Source organism: Streptomyces scopuliridis (genome assembly GCF_042790125.1).
Lineage (GTDB): Bacteria > Actinomycetota > Actinomycetes > Streptomycetales > Streptomycetaceae > Streptomyces > Streptomyces scopuliridis_A.
Genome location: NZ_JBHTZS010000027.1, coordinates 87,914 through 104,641 on the forward strand (window position 1 = coordinate 87,914; position 16,728 = coordinate 104,641).

Consider the following 16,728-nt stretch of genomic DNA (forward strand, 5'->3'; position numbering starts at 1 on the left):
GTATCAGCAGGTTGAGGTGGAGAAAGTGACCGCACTGAGCTCCGACGCCGGGCCGTCACCCACCCCGCATTCCGAACCGGTCGCGGCGACCGAACCACTGTCAGTGCTGGTGGTGGTGCCGCCGTGGTTCCCGGTCCCTCCCGTCGGCTATGGCGGGGTGGAGGCCGTGGCGGACTCACTGGTTCGCGGACTGGTCTCACGCGGACACCGGGTCGAGGTGGTCGCCGGTGGCGGGTCCACGCTCCCGGTGCCTGTGCACACCGCCTACTCGGAACCGCTGCCGCTGCGGATCAACGATTCGATCGTCGACATCCGGCACGCGATGCTGGTGGAGGACGTGCTCGCCGGATCACATTTCGACGTCGTGCACGACCACACACTGATGGGTCCGTGGCTGGCCGCGAAACGCGACGGCGTCTCGGTCACCACTGTGCACAACTGGATCGGCAGGAAAGACTACCTGGCCTACACCGAGCGTGCCAGCAGGCTCTCCCCGGTGGTCGGAGTCTCCCGTACCCACGTGCAAAGCCTGCCGACCGTGCAATGGGCGGGATTCGTGCACAACGGCATCCGCACCCAGGCCCTGCCCTTCGCCGACCGCAGCACACGCGAGGACTGGGTCCTGTACCTCGGGCGCAGCGTCGAGATCAAAGGCGTGCACCTGGCGATCGACGCGGCCAGGGCAGCAGGCCGGCGCATCCGTCTCGCGGTCAAGTGCAACGAACCCGAGGAGAAGCGCTACTTCAGCGAATGGATCGAACCCCGCCTCGGACCGGATGTGGACTGGCTGGGTGAGGTCGACTTCGCCACCAAGGGCGAACTACTGGCCCGGGCCTCCTGCCTGCTCAACCCGGTCGACTGGAACGAGCCGTTCGGACTGGTCATGGCCGAGGCTCAAGCCTGCGGAACACCCGTGGTCGCCCTGGACCGCGGAGCGTGCGCCGAGGTCGTCGAACACGGCGTCACCGGACTGATCTGCCAGAACACCGACGAACTGCCCGCGGCACTGTCCGCCGTGGAAGAACTGTCCTCACAGGCCTGCCGGGACCGGGCCGTGTCAGCGTTCGACGAATCGGTCATGGCCGCAGGCTACGAACAGCTCTACCACCGGCTGGCGGCCGCACGGTGAAGGTCCTGCACGTACTGGGACCGCACCACGAGGTACCCACCACCGGCTACGGCGGCACCGAACGGGTCGTCGAGGCACTGGTGACCCATCAGATCGCCGCCGGCCTGGACGTCGGAACATTCACCGTCGGCAGCAGCCAGGTGCCCGGCCGGCGACACTGGCACTTCCCCCGGACCCCGCAGCGCCTCGACGAACAAGGGCACAGCCACTGGGATTTCACCGACGACGTCGTCCACGTCGCGAAGGCGATGGAAGCGGCTTCCGACTACGACGTCGTCCACAACCACACCGAGTTCGCCCTGCCCCTGCTCGGCCTCTACCCGGTACCCGCACTGACCACGCTGCACTCCTACTCCGGCTCCGGCGGCAGCCTGGACCGGCTCGTCGAAGCATTTCCCGACACCCCCGCGGTGGCCATCAGCGCAGCCCAGCGCGCCCTGCTGCCCCCGGCCAACCAGGCCATGGCCACCGTGCACAATCCACTCCCGCTCGAGATGTGCAACGTACCGGCGCGGGTCGCACCCGGGGCACCCACGGTGGTCTTCCTCGGCTACGTCGCGCGCTACAAAGGACCCGACCTGGCGGTCAGGGCGGCCGCCGCGGCAGGACGCCCCGTCATCGTCGCGGGCCCCGTCTCACCCTCGAACCGCCCCTTCTTCGACCAGGACATCGCCCCCCTGCTGGACGGCGACCGCTCACGCTGGACCGGCGAGGTCGCCGGCCAGGACAAAATCGACCTCCTCCGGGACGCCGCGGTGCTGGTCTGCCCGGTCCGCTGGAACGAACCCTTCGGCCTGACCGCCATAGAGGCCATGGCTGTCGGCACCCCGGTGGTGGCGCTGCGCCGCGGCGGTCTGGCCGAGACGGTCGAGGACGACATCACCGGCGTCCTGGTCGACGACCCGGACGACCTCCCCGCCGCCATCGACCGGGCGGCGGCCCTTGACCGCGAACAGTGCGCCCTACGAGCCCAACAGCGCTTCGCACCCGAACACGCCGCCACGGCCTACCAGCGCCTCTACACCGACCTGGTGGAACGTGACTGATGTCGCGCAACCGCAGAAGGAATCGCAGGACCTGAGCCGGAGTGTGTTGTGGCGCGACCCGCGATGGTGGCGCTACATCACCACCGCGGGCCTGTCCGGAACGGCCACCGGCATGGGAGAGATCGCCCTCCCCACCTTCCTGCTGATCGAGCAGGGAACAGCCGTCATGGGCCTCTTCCTCGCCGGAGTGTCCCTGTCGAATCTGCTGGCCCTGCCCCTCGCGGGCAAACTGGCCGACCGGCTGCCGCGAGGCGCACTCATCCGGGCCGGCTACATCCTCTCGGCCATCGCCCCATTGCTGCTGCTCTGGTCCGACAGCAAAGCGGCGGTCGTCGCGGCCGCGGTGACCATGGGCGGCGGATGGGCGATGGGCACCCCGGCCTCCCGCGCCGGCCTGGCCGACCTGGTGGGTCTGCCCAACCTGGCACGGGCGCAAGGCACCGTGTCCGCACTGCAGAACGTCATCGGCATCGCCGCCCCCGGACTGGGGGGCGCCGCGATCCTCTGGTGGACGGCCGACGGATTGCTGTCGGTCCAGGCCGCCGCCTCCCTCCTCGCCGCCGTCGCCACCCCCGGCCTGCCGAAAGCCAGGAAGGCCGACCACGACGACACCGTCGACCGGAAACAGCTGCGCAGAGTGTTCCGGCCCATGTGGCTGCGCGCCGGACTCGCCCAGACCGCACTGCAGGTGCTGCTGGGCTTCGCACCAGGGCTCGTCCTCATGAGGATCGTGGCCACCGAACGCTACGGCAGCGAGGGCCTCGGTCTCGTGCTCAGCGCGGGCGCAGGCGCGGCGCTGGTCGGCTCCGTCGTGGCCGCGCTGGTGAAACCGCGGCGGCCGGGCCTGTGGGCGAACCTCGGGTTCGTGTCCTACGCCCCGGTGTTCGCCGTGCTGGCCATCGACGTGCCGCTGCCGCTGTTCATGGCCGCAGTACTCCTCGGCGGCGTCGGCATCAGCCTGCACGGCGTGTGGTGGTTCGTCGCGCTCAACGTGGCCAGCCCGCCGGAGACACGAGGACGGGTCCACGCCGTGGACGCCACCGTCACCAAAGTGCTGGAACCGGTCGGCATGGGCGCGGCGGCACCCGTGTCGGCCCTCGTCGGAGTACCGGCCCTGGCAGGCGTGGGCGCCACGGTATTCCTGCTCGCCCCGTTGCTGGCACTGCTCGTTCCCGGGTTCACCACCTACGGCAAGACCGGCTCCGTCACCCGACCCGACCCGCCCCCGCCCGCAGGAGAAACCGACCGTGACTAGCCCGGAGGAGCGAAGAGGTCTGCTGCTCCGGGCGCCCGGGAAACCCGACGCACTCCGGCAGCCGTACACGTGGGGACCCGCGAGGAGCACAACGCCCCGGCACCGAGCCACTGGCCCGCTCGCCGGTGTCCGGTCCCGGCTCCCACGACGTCAGGCGCCGCTCCGGATGGTTGCTGCTCCGCGAAGAGGCCCGCGCGACGGGACGGCTGACGGAACGGGGTCGGAGCGTGTGGCCCGACAACTGCCGCGCCCCGCACGCACGCGAGGCTTTCGAGGACGCGCCCGGCACGGACGCGGTGCGGCGGCCCGTCCGGATCTGGCTGTCGTCACACGATCGGGTGGCGCTCCCAGCGGAGTTCTCCGCTTTCGCCGCCGCCATCGACCGGAGGGTCCCTGGACTGAGCGTTCCCGGGAGTGTGCAGCTGTGTAGCCGGACAATCGCCGAGGGCTATCCTGTCCCGGGAAACTCACGCCGGTCAGCCCGGGAAATCGGGTGTTGCAGTGACGAGCAATCCGGTACACCGGCAAGAGAAGGATGAGGGACGTGACGGACCAGCTGAACCTCGGGATTGTGGCGCACGTTGACGCGGGCAAGACCAGCCTGACGGAACGATTCCTCTACGAGGTGGGCATTACTCGCCAGCTGGGCAGTGTCAACGCCGGTACCACCCAGACCGATTCCATGGACCAGGAGCGCAGGCGCGGAATCACCATCAAAGCCGCGGTCGTCTCATTCGACATCGGCGGCGTGACCGTCAACCTGATCGACACCCCAGGCCACCCGGACTTCATCGCGGAGGTCGAACGCTCACTCGCCGTTCTCGACGGCGCGGTGCTCGTCGTGTCCGCCGTGGAAGGCGTACAGGCCCAGACACACGTGCTGTACCGGGCGTTGAAACGCCTCGGCATTCCATGCCTGGTCTTCGTCAACAAGATCGACCGGCTCGGAGCGGACCCGGACCGGATACTGGCCGAACTCGAACAGAAGCTGCACATCCGGCCGCTGGCCATGGGTGACGTCGACGACCCCGGCACCCGCAGCGCCAAGTTCCGGCCGCATTCGCTCGCGGAGGACCACTTCGCGGAGTACCTCGCCGCCGGTCTCGCCGAGGGCAACGAGAACGTCCTGGACAAGCTCACGGACGCCAGCAGTGTCGATGTCGACCAGCTCTGGGAAGAACTGCGGCGCCAGACCGTCGAACTGATCGCATGCCCGGTCTTCTTCGGGTCCGCCATCACCGGCAGCGGGGTGGACCAGATCATGGCCGCCATCGTCGACCTGCTGCCCAGGACCGCCGATGACGCCGATGACGACGACGCGGAGCTTTCGGCAGCCGTCTTCAAGATCGACCGAGGACGCGCGTCCGAGAAGATCGTGTACGTCCGCGTTTTCAGCGGCGAGCTGACCGTGCGCAGCCGCGTGGACTGTGGCGAGCGCAGCGAGCGGATCAGCGCGATCCGCGTGTTCGACAAGGGATCGATCGTGGCGCGCGACGTCGCCAAGGCGGGCCAGATCGCCCAGGTGTGGGGGCTCAACCACGCGCGGATCGGGGACAACCTGGGCGCCGCCACCTCCCGCACGGCCCCCGGCTTCGCCCCGCCCACGATGGAGGCGGCCGTGGTGCCGCAGAACCCCGGTGAGAAAGGCGAGGTCCACGCCGCACTGGTCGAGCTGTCCGACGCCGATCCGCTGATCTCGGTGCGCCAGGACGACGACGGGATCACGTATGTCTCTCTCTTCGGCGAGGTGCAGAAGGAAGTCATCCGGGACACCCTCGCCCTCGAGTTCGGCCTGACCATCGACTTCGCCGAGACGACGACGCTGTACATCGAACGGCCGACCGGCGAAGGGACCTTCTTCGAGGAGGCGTACACCCCCTCGAACCCCTTCGTCGCCACGATCGGGGTGCGGATCAGCCCCGCCGAACCCGCCTCCGGTGTCACGTACCGCATCGAGGCCGAGTACGGCCTCATGCCGCCGTCGTACCACGCCGCCGCGGAGGAAGCGATCCACGAGACCCTCCGGCAGGGCCCCCACGGATGGCCCGTCACCGACTGCGTGGTGACACTCGTCCGCGCGGGCAGGCCGAGCGGCAGCACGGCTTCCGACGTCCGCCACCTGACCCCGCTCGTCGTCGCCGCCGCGTTACAGGAAGCCCGCACCGTGATGTGCGAGCCGATCTCCCGCTTTCGCCTGGAGATTCCCCTCGCGGCGCTCACACCGGTACTGGGAAAGCTGGGCCGAATGCGCGCGACTCCCGACGCACCCGAAGTCGACGGTGATGTCGCCGTGATCGCGGGCGATATTCCGGCGAGCGACGTGAATTCACTCCAGGCCGCCCTGCCGGGTCTGACAAGTGGAGAAGGAGTCCTGGAAGCCGAGTTCGGTTCCTACCGGCCGATATCGCCGCAGCCGGCACCGCGTCAGCACAAGGCAATGAACCCGTTCAACCGCCGCGAATACCTCATGCAGCTCAACAGGGTAGTCGGCTGAATGGCAAACGAGATGTTCGGACACCCCCGGCTGGCGGCAATCTACGACGTCCTCGAAGCGAACCGCACGGACCTCAACACCTACCTGGCCTTCGCGGAGCGGATCCACGCGAAACGGGTGCTGGACATCGGCTGCGGAACCGGCGTACTCGCACTGCTGCTGGCCGACCGGGGAATCGAGGTCGTGGGCCTCGACCCCGCCCGGGCCTCCCTCGATGTCGCGATGGCAAAGCCGGGCAGCGAACGCGTGCAGTGGATCTGCGGTGACGCGACCGCCCTCCCGCCGCTGCAGGTGGATCTCGTCACCATGACCGGGAACGCCGCCCAGCAGATCACCGCGCCGCAGATGTGGCGCCAGACATTGGCAGGCGCCCGCGAAGCCCTGCGACCGGGTGGGTTCCTGGTGTTCGAGACCAGAAACCCGACCGTACGCGTCTGGGAGGAGTGGAACCCCGCGGTCTCACACAAGTTCACCCCGCTCCCGAACGCGGACACAGTCGAAACCTGGGGCGACGTGGTCGACATGAGCCTGCCCCTCGTGACGTTCCGCTGGAACTACGTGTTCGCCACCGACGGCGAGCACATCACATCCGACTCGACCCTGCGCTTCCGCGAACGCCAGGAGGTCGAGGCCGACCTGGCAGCGCACGGCTACCGGCTCCACGAGATCCGGGACGCCCCCGACCGCCCGGGCAAGGAGTTCGTCTTCATCGCCCAGCGGCCCAGGACACCCTGAACCTCAGCCAGCCGTACGGGCCGGGTCCGCGGTCCAGCCGGCCGGCAGGCGCAGCTTCCCTTCCGACGCCGAGCCGGTGCCGGCGCTGTGGATGATGTGGCGGGCCGGCGGGGGTGTTTGTTGCCGGGCCGGAGGGTCGCCCGGTGGGTGTGTTCCTGGTTCTGGGCCGGTATCCGTTCCGGCCTGGCCTGCGGACGGGCCCGGGGCGCCAGGGTGAGGACCCTGGTCGTGCGGTGGTGCGGCAGCCGGTTCCCGGTGAACGCGACGTCCGCGGTCAACGCCGAAGGCCGGGGGCACTTCGTGGTCTTCGCCGGGAGCTTGGGCTCCGCCGTGATGTGCCACCGGCCGCAACCAGGCCCAACTCGCCGCCGAGACCCGCCCGATCAATAGCACCCTCTGAAAGGGGGGCATCCAAGGACACAGAATTGGAGCGGAACGTCCTCTGAATCAGACCGGAGGCGGGGAGGATCGCAAGGTGTGTTTCGCGAGGGTTCCACACCACCACCCGCCCCGGACCTCAAGACCACCTGACCCGCCCCGTACGGCCATGAGCAATGGAGGAGCGCGACCATGAGCGTTGCGAAGAACATGCCCGTCGGCCACGCGTGGTTCATCACTCCCGCGACCGCCGACCACCCGTGCAAGACAGCGAAAACCTGCGCTGCAGACGTCGTCGTCCTCGATATCGAAGACTCCGTCGCTCCCGCGCTGAAACAGATCGCGCGGGAGCGTGCGGAGCAGCTCCTCGCACAGCAGGCAGCCGGAGCATGTGCGTTGGGCATTCGCATCAACGCGCTCACGACTGTCGAGGGTGCCCAGGACCTGATCGCCCTCGCACAGTATGCCGTCAAGCCCCCGATCATCCTCGTACCGAAGGTTGAGTCGGCCCGGGACGTGGAGATCGTGGCCGGGTGCCTTGACACAGCCGAGTACACCCCGCAGATCTATGCCCTGATCGAGACTCCACGAGCAGTCGACATGCTTTCCTCCATCGTGAAGGCGGAGAGGCTCTCAGGGCTCTTCTTCGGAGCGGGGGACTACGCCAAACTCCTTGGCTGCGATGTGGATTGGGAGGAACTGCTGGATGCGCGCTCCCGCCTGGCAGCCAGTGCAGCCGTCGCCGGCCTGCCTGCCCTCGACGCTCCCTTCTTCGACACGCAGGACCTGGCCGGACTGCAGCGAGAAGCCGAGAAAGGCCGCGCACTCGGATTCTTCGGCAAAGTCGCCGTCCACCCCCGACAACTCCCGGTCATCACCTCGGTGTTCCAGCCGTGCGGCGGGCAGACCGCCCGGCCGGTTCAGGCATAGCCAAGACACCACAGCGGACCCTCGGCCAAAGAGCCTGCGGCAACCCAAGCCCGAGGACGCCCCTCCGGGAGCAGCCGTGAACCCCCAACCGTCATTTACGCCATCCGTACGCGTTTGGTACGCGAAAGGTTCGCTTCGCGCTAGGGTTGCAGGACAGGAGGTGCTGCATGTCCGAGCTGTTCGACGCGGTCGACGCACTCATCGCGTCCCGCTCCCCGTTGCCGCCCCCGGCGGAACGCAAGCGGCTGCGCCAGGCGCACGGCCTGACGCTGGACGAGGTGGCCGCCGCACTGCAGGTGCGGCGCGCCACGGTCAGCGGCTGGGAGGCCGGCAAGACCGAGCCGCGGCCGCCGGAGCGCGACGCATACGCCCGCATGCTCAAGCAACTCGCCCAGCTCTACCCCGCCAACGCTCCGGCGCCCCCTGAGGACACGGCGATCCCCGAGACGCCTGCCGTCGCGGCCGCTCCTGCGCCATCGGCAGTTGAACCGGCCCAAGCCCGCACCGCACCCACAGGCCCGGCCGCGGAGCCCGCGAACACCGCACTCCGCCCCGCTGCCCCTGCCGCTGTACCGCGCCAGGCGGTCACGACCAGGCCGACGTCGCGGCGCCCGGCCGCGAAGAAGGCCGCCCCCGCCAATACCCCGATGAGCGGCGCCGATCCGCGTTTCGAGAACGGCCCGCTCGCGGTCGTCGACGTCGCCGACGGCCAGGTGCTGGCGTACTGCGTCGGCGGCCTGGTCCTGGACGTACCGGCGAAGTCGATCCCGGCCCTGGTGGAGTGGACGCTGCGCGAAGGGCGGTTCGGCCAGCCGAAGTTGTCCGGGCCGGGCAAGGACGCCGACCCGCTGCTCGTGCTGACCGAGGCCGCGTGCGAGCACTACGGCCTGCCCGTCACGCTCACACAGCAGGAGCGCCTGGCCGGGCGGATCCCGGAGGGCCACAAGGTCATCAAGCAGCTGACGCGCGCCAACTGGCAGCTGACGAAGCGCGGGTTCGGGCCGTGGGCGAGGATCTACCGCCCCGCGCAGGGCTCGGAGCGGGCGTGCGTGCAGTTGTGCATCCCGTCCTGGGACGCGCTCGACACCCGGCACTGGGCGAATGCGGGGCACCTGCCGCCGGCCGACCTGGCCCGGCTGCTGGGCACGTATGCGTCCCGGGTGATGACGCCGCGCGGCTCCACCGCCGTCACGGGCCTGGAGCTGATGACCGCCCTGCACCCGCCGACCCGTGCCTCCGAGCCCGACGCCGATGGCAAGCGGCACTCCGAGCACAACCCCGGCTCGCTGGGCAAGAACCCGGTCGACTGCGCGCCGTGCGAGGCCCCCGACGGCCACCCGCTCCTCGCTGACCTGCCGCGTTTTCACCGCCGCACCCCGGCAGAGGTTCTGATGGAGGAGGCGTACGACTGGGCACGCCCGCTCACCGACGCCGAATGCCTGCGCCACAACCTGGTGGGCATCGACGTGAACATGGCGTTCGCCGCCGGCGCCAACGGCCTGCTCGTCGGTCTCGGTGCGCCGACGCACGTCAAGCAGCCCGTGTTCGATGCGAAGCTGCCCGGTTCGTGGCTGGTCGATCTGTCCCATGTCGACCCGTCGAGAGTGAAGGTCACCAAGGACAAGTGGGCGGACCTGGACGGCAGTCTGCTGCCGAGCCCGTTCACGCCGAAGGGCGAGCGGCCCGAGCACCCGGCCTGGTACGCCACGCCGACCGTGGCATACGCGGTGGAACTCGGCTACGACGTCGCGCCGACCGAGGCGTACGTCCGCTACGACAGCGGGCGTTACCTGGACGCCTGGTACAACCGGCTGCGCGATGCCTACCTGGCCACGATGGCCGACCTCGGGGTGGGCGCCGACCTGCCGCCGGCCGGCTTCCTCGCGGCGATGGACGGCTACCGCGACCGGGACCCAGAGCTGGCGATCGTCGTATCGGCGGTCAAGGCGACGGTGAAGGGCGGACTGGGCAAGCTGCGCGAGCGCCCACGCGGCGAGGGCTGGAAACCCGGGCAGCCATGGCGCGCCCTGTCCCGGCCCACCTGGCGGCCGGACATCCGCGCGGCCGTCATCTCCCGCACCCGCATCAACATGCACCGCAAGATCGTCAAACACGCCGCCTTCACCGGGCAGTACCCCGTCGCGATCCTCTCCGACTGCGCCGTGTACGCCTCCGACGGGCCCTCCCCCCTGGACTTCCTGCCCTACCGGGACGGCAAGCCGCTGCCCGGCGGCTTCAAACTCGGCATCAACCCGGGCCTGGTCAAGTGGGAGGGCACCCAGAGCGTCCTGTGGGGCGAGGAGGTCCGCGAGCGGTTCAACGCCCCCGAGCTCAACCTCGCCCGGTACATCAAGGACGGCACCGTCACCGACCAGGACAACGGAGAGTAGACCACGGTGAGCATCATCGGGGACGGCCTCGACAAGGCGGTACAGAAGTCATTCACCCGCCCCGTGCCGAAATCGGCCGGCGCCCAGATGCGCTACCTCGTCAAGCAGCTCAAGGGCACGAAGGCGGTCGCCCGGACGCTGCGGGTCTCCCAGCGCACCGTCGAACGGTACGTGAAGGACCAGATCAAAAAGCCCCGCCCAGACCTCGCCGCGCGCCTGGAACGCGAGGTGAAAGCCCGCTGGCAGCCGCAGATCCGGGCCAGGGCCCGCGAAAAGGCCGCGACCACCGGCGGCATCGTCATCGACACCCGCGCCCGCCTCGGCTACACCGCACCGATCGGATCGACGGACCAGGACCGTATCCGGCACCTGACCGTCGCCCTGCCACCGCATCACGCGGCCCGCCTCTTCGACGCCCAGGAGACCGGCGCTGGCGACGACCGCCTGCGGGAGCTCGCCGCCGAAGCCCTCAAGGAGACCTACTTCCAGGACGGCGGCCGCCGCGCCGGCTCCCTGGAAGAGGTCCGCTTCACGGACATCCAGCACCTGGAGTTCGACCTGTAGCAGCCGCGCCCCGGACAGCCCGCGATCCCCGGAAGTAACTATGCGTTTCAGTCGGCGAGGGAGCGCGAGATTCGGCGCACCGGCCGGCGGACCCCACCCGGCGCGGTACGAACCGTCGGCGTCCAGATCTCCTGGACGCCCGGGGCCAGGCTTGAGCCGTCAGTGAGCGTGGTCCTGCCGATGTCCGGCGCCGCCACCCGCCGGGGCCCGCTGTGTACCGCCAGGCGCACTCAACTGTCCACCCCGTAACCTCCGGGGCCCAGCCGGCTCCGGAGGCTTGTCCCTTGCTCCGCAGACCCGTTCAACGAACGGGGCCGCCGACGTCACGCCACGGCGGCCTGGTTCGCCGGCGCCGCGAGCGGGGAGCTTCGGCCTTTTTCCACCGCGCGCGGCTGCTCCCAGTCGGCATCGGTCCGTGCGGCGAGCGCGCCGACGGCCTGCGTCATGTGGAGCGCGACGTCGACGGCCCCGGCCCGGGAGGTGCCGAAACGGACCTCGAACGACCGAGGGGACATCCACCCGAGGCGCACCACGTGATCCCACAGGTCCTCGCGCAGCGGCAGACCTCATCAGCCTGCCCGGGGTGGTGCAGCGTCCCCTCGGGGTTCGCGCTCAGGCCGACCAGCAGGCCGCGGTCGACGAACCACCGCACCACGTCACATTCGCCCTCCCGCCGTACGTATTCGGGCTCGGAGTGCCGAGCACGCCGGCGATCCGGTCCGCCGCCGCGCCGCCGGAGATCGGCGGGGACGGCATTGCGGCCCGGATGGCGTCGGCGTCCAGCGCCTCCACGGCGGCCCGGGACCGCTAGGACCGCGCCCGCGTACGCGAAGGAGAATCACCCGCCCGAGCGGACCGCCGCGGTCGGGGCGACCATGAATCCGGCGGCCACCACACGGCAGAGGCCGGAGCCTCGCCCACCCGGGAGGCCGCCTTCACGCTCGCCGGCGCCCATGGGCCGTGGCTCCCACTGTGACGCCAACCGGGGTCCAGACGCACCGGCACGTGTGACGGCCGACGCGCGCGCCGCCACGGCAGCGGCCTCTGGCCGGTCCTGTGACCTGACGTACCTGCGCACCAAGTGCCCGCTCGGGATGTGACGTATCTCTGCCCCGTGACGCAGGCGCAAGTGAGCCGACTGGTCCCTGTACAGGCACGAGTGAAATGCCCGCCCGTGCCCAAACTCGCACGCACGACCCCAAGGAGGAGCCATGGGCAGGGAGTTCTGGCGGACAATGCGGCTGGCTATCGAGAAGGACACCTGGACGGCGCGCCTTGTCGTGTTGCTGTGCATCACCGGTGCCGCATTGTTCGGCGCCTGCACGATCGATGCGGTGAGGTAGTCAGGGCCGGGCGGAGTGCGGACAGGCTGAGCGCGAGCGCGGCCAGCAAACGCAGCACGCCTGGAACGCCACCTACGAAGCGCTCGCCGCACCCCGCCCCCGCGACACCACCGCCCTGCGCCGCCGCCTGCTGCCCCCGTCCGGACGGCCGTGGTGGCACCCCTACGAGGGCACCGTCCCCTTGACGCCGGCGGCGCGCTCTGAGCTGCGGCGTCCGCGCCCGCGGCAGCTGAGCGAGATGTACGGATGCCGCCGGCGTCCGGCCCGCACACCACAGCCGCTCGGTCAGCCGGCCCGGGTCCCGGCCGGCGGGCGCCTTCCCGCTCCATGAGGGCCGTCAGGCCGCGTCGGAAACACCTGCCACGACTTCCGCAGTTCGAAAGCCGCCCGCCATCTGTACCACCGACAGCGCCTTCGTCCATGGGATGCGGTGCAGGTCCGACCGTTGCCGCATCCCACGGACGCCTGGTCAGTCGAAGAGTCCCTCGACGACCTCTTCGGCGATCTCGCCGCCGATCTCTTCGGCCGTCTCTTCCACAGTCTCCTCGATGAGTTCCCCGAAGATGTCGTCCATACGCTGAATCCCTTCATGTCATCGTTGCTGACCCGCGGCACACGTGAGGTGTGGCCGCGGAGTCCCGGGCATCCGTTCAACGCGCTGTTCCTGGAAGCGAGTTCCCAGAAGATCTTCCTCGAAGATCTTCCTCGTACGGCGCGTCGGCTGCCGACCCGAGCGGATGAACAGCGACACCCGCTCCCCACCGGCCCTACGCCCACTCGACTCCCAGCTCAGACAGCGCGGCCCGCTGCTCCGGGGTGAGCTTGTCCCGCCTCGACCTGGTGTTGGAGACCCACACGCCCAGCTTCACGGCCACCGGCTCCGCCTCGCCGCCGACCGCGATCTGTTCGCTATGGCCGCGAGGAACCGCCCGCTGACCCTCCCGCTCTACCCACTGCGTGAGGGCTGCCAGGCCGCGCTGAAACGCATGCTGGCCCTTGCCCGGGCCCTTCGACGCGGGCGTGGCCCCCGGGGCGGGAGACGGGGCCCCACCAGGCTGCACACCCAGCGCGGACAGCCGCTCCTGCTGCTCGCTCGACAACTGCGCCCAGGTGCCCGGCTCCTGTTGCCGCCACCGCCACGTGCCCACGTCGTCGCCCTCGAAGACGACACCCGGCGCGATATAGGGCAGGACACCGTCGGCGTCGACCAGGTCGGCGAGGACGCGATAGTGGCGCTGCCAGTCCAGCGGCCACGGGCAGTCCCAGTCGCGGTCGATCTCCGTCAGCTGCGCCGCACGCACGGCGGCGCGCTCCGGATCCTTCCCCAGGCCGTTCTTCGCGCCCTTTCGCCGGAGGTTGGCCATGTGCTGCCCGACGGGCACCATCGCCCCGTCCTCGCCCCACACCGCGTCCTGACGGGGCGCGAGGTGCCCGGTGGCCCGCCGGTAGGACCGGAGCGCGGCGAGCTTGGCCTCCCACGCTTCCTCGCCGGGTTCCCACACCATCCCGGCTTCCGGGGCGTCCAGCAGGCTCTTGCGCCGCTCTTCCAGCTCCCCGGCCCGCAGGGCCTTGCGCTGCTGGTGCACCCACCGCCCGAGGGGGAAGTCCTTCGTGACGCCGACCCCGGTCTCCGTGTCATACGGGACGGCGTAGAGGCCGGCGATCTCGTTCTCCTTCCGCCACCGGAGCAGAGCCTGGTAGCCCTCCAGCCACACCAGGGACTCCGGCCGGTACACCCGGGTACGCAGGAACGCCGCGATCGTGGCGGCGTCACGCGGGCTGGAGAAATGAAGCAGGGCCGACTCGACGACGACACCAGTGCCTTCCTGCTCCCCGCCCTCGCCGCCGGCCCCGATGATCTGCCCGGTCTCGTCGCGCCGGACGTGAGCCTTTCGCCTCCCGCTGGTCAGCGCACGGGAGGCGAGCTGCTCAACCAAGCGCTCATCATGCGAGCGCAGCCCCTGGAGAACCGCTACGAGCGGGCGGAACGAGGCGGAGGCGACCATGTCCCTCGGGTCCTCTCCCGGCTCCAGGAAGACCGGCACAATGATGCGCGCGATCTTGGTGGTGCCGTCACGGTTGAGCCGCAAGCTCCGGCCGATGTTCTGCACGATCTCCACCTGAGAACCACGGGTGTCGGCAAAGCAGATCGCCTCCACCCCACGCTCGCCCGTGATGTCGACACCCTCACCGAGAACCCGCACGGAGGCGAGGAACGCCCGGTGCACCCGGTGGTTGCTCGCGTCGATGCCGTTGGCGAACTGTCGGATCACCTCACGCCGTTCGGACACAAGATGATCGCCGCACAGCCACGCCGACCACACCCGGTCCGGCGGGACGTGGCGGCCGGCCTCCAGCTCGTAGAACTCCGCGTCGATCGACGACGCGGGGAGCCGGCCCGCGGCCGCCAGGTCGTCGTCGGAGGCATCGTTCATATACAACTCGGCAGCGGCCTCCGGCAGCTTCTCCGCGAACGCAGCGGCCTCCTCCACCTTCTGGTGGAACGTCATGACCGTACGCAAGTTGTACGCCGCCGCGTGCTCCAAGAGCGCGGTCTGCAGGAGCGCCAGGCGCCGGCCCCGCCGCGCCTCCTCCGACTCCCCGAGGACCGGCGAGGGATCACGGATCTCCAGCACGTCGATCTCGAACCCGGCGAGGATCTCGCGCTCAATCGCCTCCGAGAGCCCCAGTTCGGCCAGCCACGCGCCGTACGTACCCCCCGGGTCGTCGGCCATGCTGGCGATCTCCAGCTCCTGGCCGCCCGCGCCCTCCCGCGGCCGGGCCACCGCGAGAATCCGCGGGGTCGCAGTGAGATACAGCCTGAAGGCCGCCGGAATCCGCTGGTTGTCATGGATCGCCGCCCACGGCCGCCCCAGATCACCGGCGGTGCCGTGCGCCTCATCCACGATCGCGAGGTCAAAGCCCGCCATCCGCTGCCCGTACAGCCCCTCCCCGCCCACCAGAGCGGCCTCCAGCGGCCCCCGAACCTTCCGCCGACCTTCAGGTGCGTCGATGTCCTCACGGTCCACGAGGGAGGCGTACGTGGCGAACACGACGACCGGCCCGGACCCCGCCCACAGGGCAAGCTGGATCGGGTTCGTGGTGGTGCGCACCCCAAGCGAGTTGAGAACCGCGTCGTTCTCCAGCGAGCACACCGCCACCATCGGAGCCCGGTGACCCACAAGGCGCCACGCCTGGGCGGTCTGCACGAGCAGGTCCAGGGTCGGCACGGTGACAAGGATCCGGCCGTCCGCGAACGACTCCAGCGCGCACGCAGCGGCCGTGATCGTCTTACCCGAGCCAGTCGCTGACACGATCGTGCCACGGACACCCTGCGGCGGCACAGCTGACCTTGCAGGAAATCCCACCCACCTACGAAACGCCGACCGCTGGTCTACCTGATGTTCCTTGAGCTGAATCACCGACATTTCCTCTCCTCCCCAATTCCTGAATTCAGATGATCTCTCAGATGGCTGCGTGCCGAATGCAGGCCGCACCGGAGCCGTTCCAGATCGACGCATCCGCCTCGTGCCAGCCGCCGGGCTCACCGCCCTTGAAGAGCGGCTTGTCGTCCAGGCCGTAGCGCCCGGCATCGAGCGCGCAGACGATGACGCCCCCGTCGCTGCTCACCGTCCGCGCGGCACACAGACCACCGGCCTCATCCAGCACCCTGCGCCGCTGCGTGGTCTACGGATGGCGCGCGGCAGGACTCCCGTACGAACTTCGTCAGCCGCACCAGGCCGGCCTGCTCACGCTGTCTCACGTCCGCGATATGTACGGCCAGTTCAGCGGCCCCGACCGGCCGCCGCGCCCAGTCCCAGCCCGCGATGCCCACCAGAGCCTCGCTCACGGCCGCCACGCCGTCATCCCAGCCATCCGCGAACAGCGCGCCCCGAGAGGCCGGCGCCATGCCGTCCAGCTCGACCACCGCGCCCTGCGCCCCGGCCTTCAACGCGGCCAACCAGGCCGTCCTCAGCGTGAGATCGGGTCCGGTAGATTCATGGCAACCGGCCATCTACGACCGTTCCTCTGGGAATTTCTGAGATGTTCTCCGTGTGATGAAGGGGTGTCCCGTGTTTTCGCCAACAGTACATGCTGCATCATTCTGATGCACGCGTTACACCAGAACCCACATGAACGAGCCCCCACCCTTCGTAGCCAGCCGGGCCCGCGTCAGCGGGCCCTAAGGTTCTGGAGGCGCAGCCGGAGGAACCGTCAGGCGGGGGAGCGCAGCGGACCCGCCAGGGAGTTGCGGAGCAACCTCCCAACTCCCTTACCTAAAGCCCTATTAGACATATCTGACACCCCACCAATCACGGCCGCGCATCGCGCGGCCTGCCGGGCGCGCAGCGGCCGGCGTCACCGGTGACCGGAGCGCAGCGGAGGGAACGGCCCGTGCGCAGCACGGGCGCGCCGGGCATCGCGAGGCGCTGCGCTTGCACATCGCGCAGCGATGTGGTACCC

Annotated in this window: 14 protein-coding genes; 10 read left to right on the top strand and 4 right to left on the bottom strand. The window is 69.8% G+C overall.

Annotation, left to right across the window (positions count from 1 at the left end; all coding sequences use genetic code 11):
• Positions 1–25: 25 nt before the first annotated feature.
• From ACFRKB_RS30705 to tpg, 8 genes are all read left to right on the top strand, one after another.
• Entirely contained in the window at positions 26–1,129 is a 1,104-nt protein-coding gene (locus ACFRKB_RS30705) for a glycosyltransferase (protein ID WP_383109870.1), read from the top strand.
• A complete protein-coding gene (locus tag ACFRKB_RS30710) occupies positions 1,126–2,175 on the top strand; it encodes a glycosyltransferase (RefSeq protein WP_383109871.1) in 1,050 nt (349 codons plus the stop codon). The genes ACFRKB_RS30705 and ACFRKB_RS30710 overlap by 4 nt, the downstream gene beginning before the upstream one ends.
• Positions 2,168–3,430, top strand: coding sequence for an MFS transporter (locus ACFRKB_RS30715; protein WP_383109872.1), 1,263 nt, complete (start codon positions 2,168–2,170; stop codon positions 3,428–3,430). Before ACFRKB_RS30710 ends, ACFRKB_RS30715 begins: the two co-directional genes overlap by 8 nt.
• 544 nt (positions 3,431–3,974) lie before the next feature.
• Positions 3,975–5,924: a GTP-binding protein gene (locus tag ACFRKB_RS30720; protein WP_383109873.1), complete on the top strand. Its 1,950-nt coding sequence runs from the start codon at positions 3,975–3,977 to the stop codon at positions 5,922–5,924.
• A complete protein-coding gene (locus ACFRKB_RS30725; RefSeq protein ID WP_383109874.1) occupies positions 5,925–6,659 on the top strand; it encodes a class I SAM-dependent methyltransferase in 735 nt (244 codons plus the stop codon). It abuts the gene before it with no gap.
• Between the two features lie 570 nt (positions 6,660–7,229).
• Positions 7,230–7,967: an HpcH/HpaI aldolase/citrate lyase family protein gene (locus ACFRKB_RS30730; protein ID WP_383109875.1), complete on the top strand. Its 738-nt coding sequence runs from the start codon at positions 7,230–7,232 to the stop codon at positions 7,965–7,967.
• A gap of 167 nt (positions 7,968–8,134) precedes the next feature.
• Positions 8,135–10,357: a telomere-associated protein Tap gene (gene tap, locus ACFRKB_RS30735; protein ID WP_383109876.1), complete on the top strand. Its 2,223-nt coding sequence runs from the start codon at positions 8,135–8,137 to the stop codon at positions 10,355–10,357.
• Between the two features lie 6 nt (positions 10,358–10,363).
• A complete protein-coding gene (gene tpg, locus ACFRKB_RS30740) occupies positions 10,364–10,921 on the top strand; it encodes a telomere-protecting terminal protein Tpg (RefSeq protein ID WP_383109877.1) in 558 nt (185 codons plus the stop codon).
• 323 nt (positions 10,922–11,244) lie between these two features.
• Here tpg and ACFRKB_RS30745 read toward each other — a convergent pair whose 3' ends face one another.
• Positions 11,245–11,436 (bottom strand): hypothetical protein, encoded by a 192-nt coding sequence (locus ACFRKB_RS30745; RefSeq protein WP_383109878.1) that lies wholly within the window; start codon positions 11,434–11,436, stop codon positions 11,245–11,247.
• Positions 11,437–11,504: 68 nt separating this feature from the next.
• Between ACFRKB_RS30745 and ACFRKB_RS30750 the strand changes: the two genes are divergently transcribed.
• Together ACFRKB_RS30750 and ACFRKB_RS30755 are read left to right on the top strand one after the other, a co-directional pair.
• On the top strand, positions 11,505–11,732 hold the full coding sequence (locus ACFRKB_RS30750) for a hypothetical protein (protein WP_383109879.1): 228 nt from the start codon (positions 11,505–11,507) through the stop codon (positions 11,730–11,732).
• Between the two features lie 400 nt (positions 11,733–12,132).
• Entirely contained in the window at positions 12,133–12,264 is a 132-nt protein-coding gene (locus ACFRKB_RS30755; RefSeq protein ID WP_383109880.1) for a hypothetical protein, read from the top strand.
• A gap of 767 nt (positions 12,265–13,031) precedes the next feature.
• On the opposite strand, the gene ACFRKB_RS30760 is transcribed toward ACFRKB_RS30755, so the two are convergent.
• From ACFRKB_RS30760 to ACFRKB_RS30770, 3 genes are read right to left on the bottom strand one after another with little or no spacing between them, the layout of a single operon-like run.
• Complete coding sequence (locus ACFRKB_RS30760) at positions 13,032–15,692, bottom strand: DEAD/DEAH box helicase (protein ID WP_383109881.1); 2,661 nt, start codon at positions 15,690–15,692, stop codon at positions 13,032–13,034.
• Between the two features lie 37 nt (positions 15,693–15,729).
• Positions 15,730–15,933 (bottom strand): hypothetical protein, encoded by a 204-nt coding sequence (locus ACFRKB_RS30765; RefSeq protein ID WP_383109882.1) that lies wholly within the window; start codon positions 15,931–15,933, stop codon positions 15,730–15,732.
• Positions 15,923–16,225: a hypothetical protein gene (locus tag ACFRKB_RS30770; RefSeq protein ID WP_383109883.1), complete on the bottom strand. Its 303-nt coding sequence runs from the start codon at positions 16,223–16,225 to the stop codon at positions 15,923–15,925. Before ACFRKB_RS30770 ends, ACFRKB_RS30765 begins: the two co-directional genes overlap by 11 nt.
• Positions 16,226–16,728 lie beyond the last annotated feature (503 nt).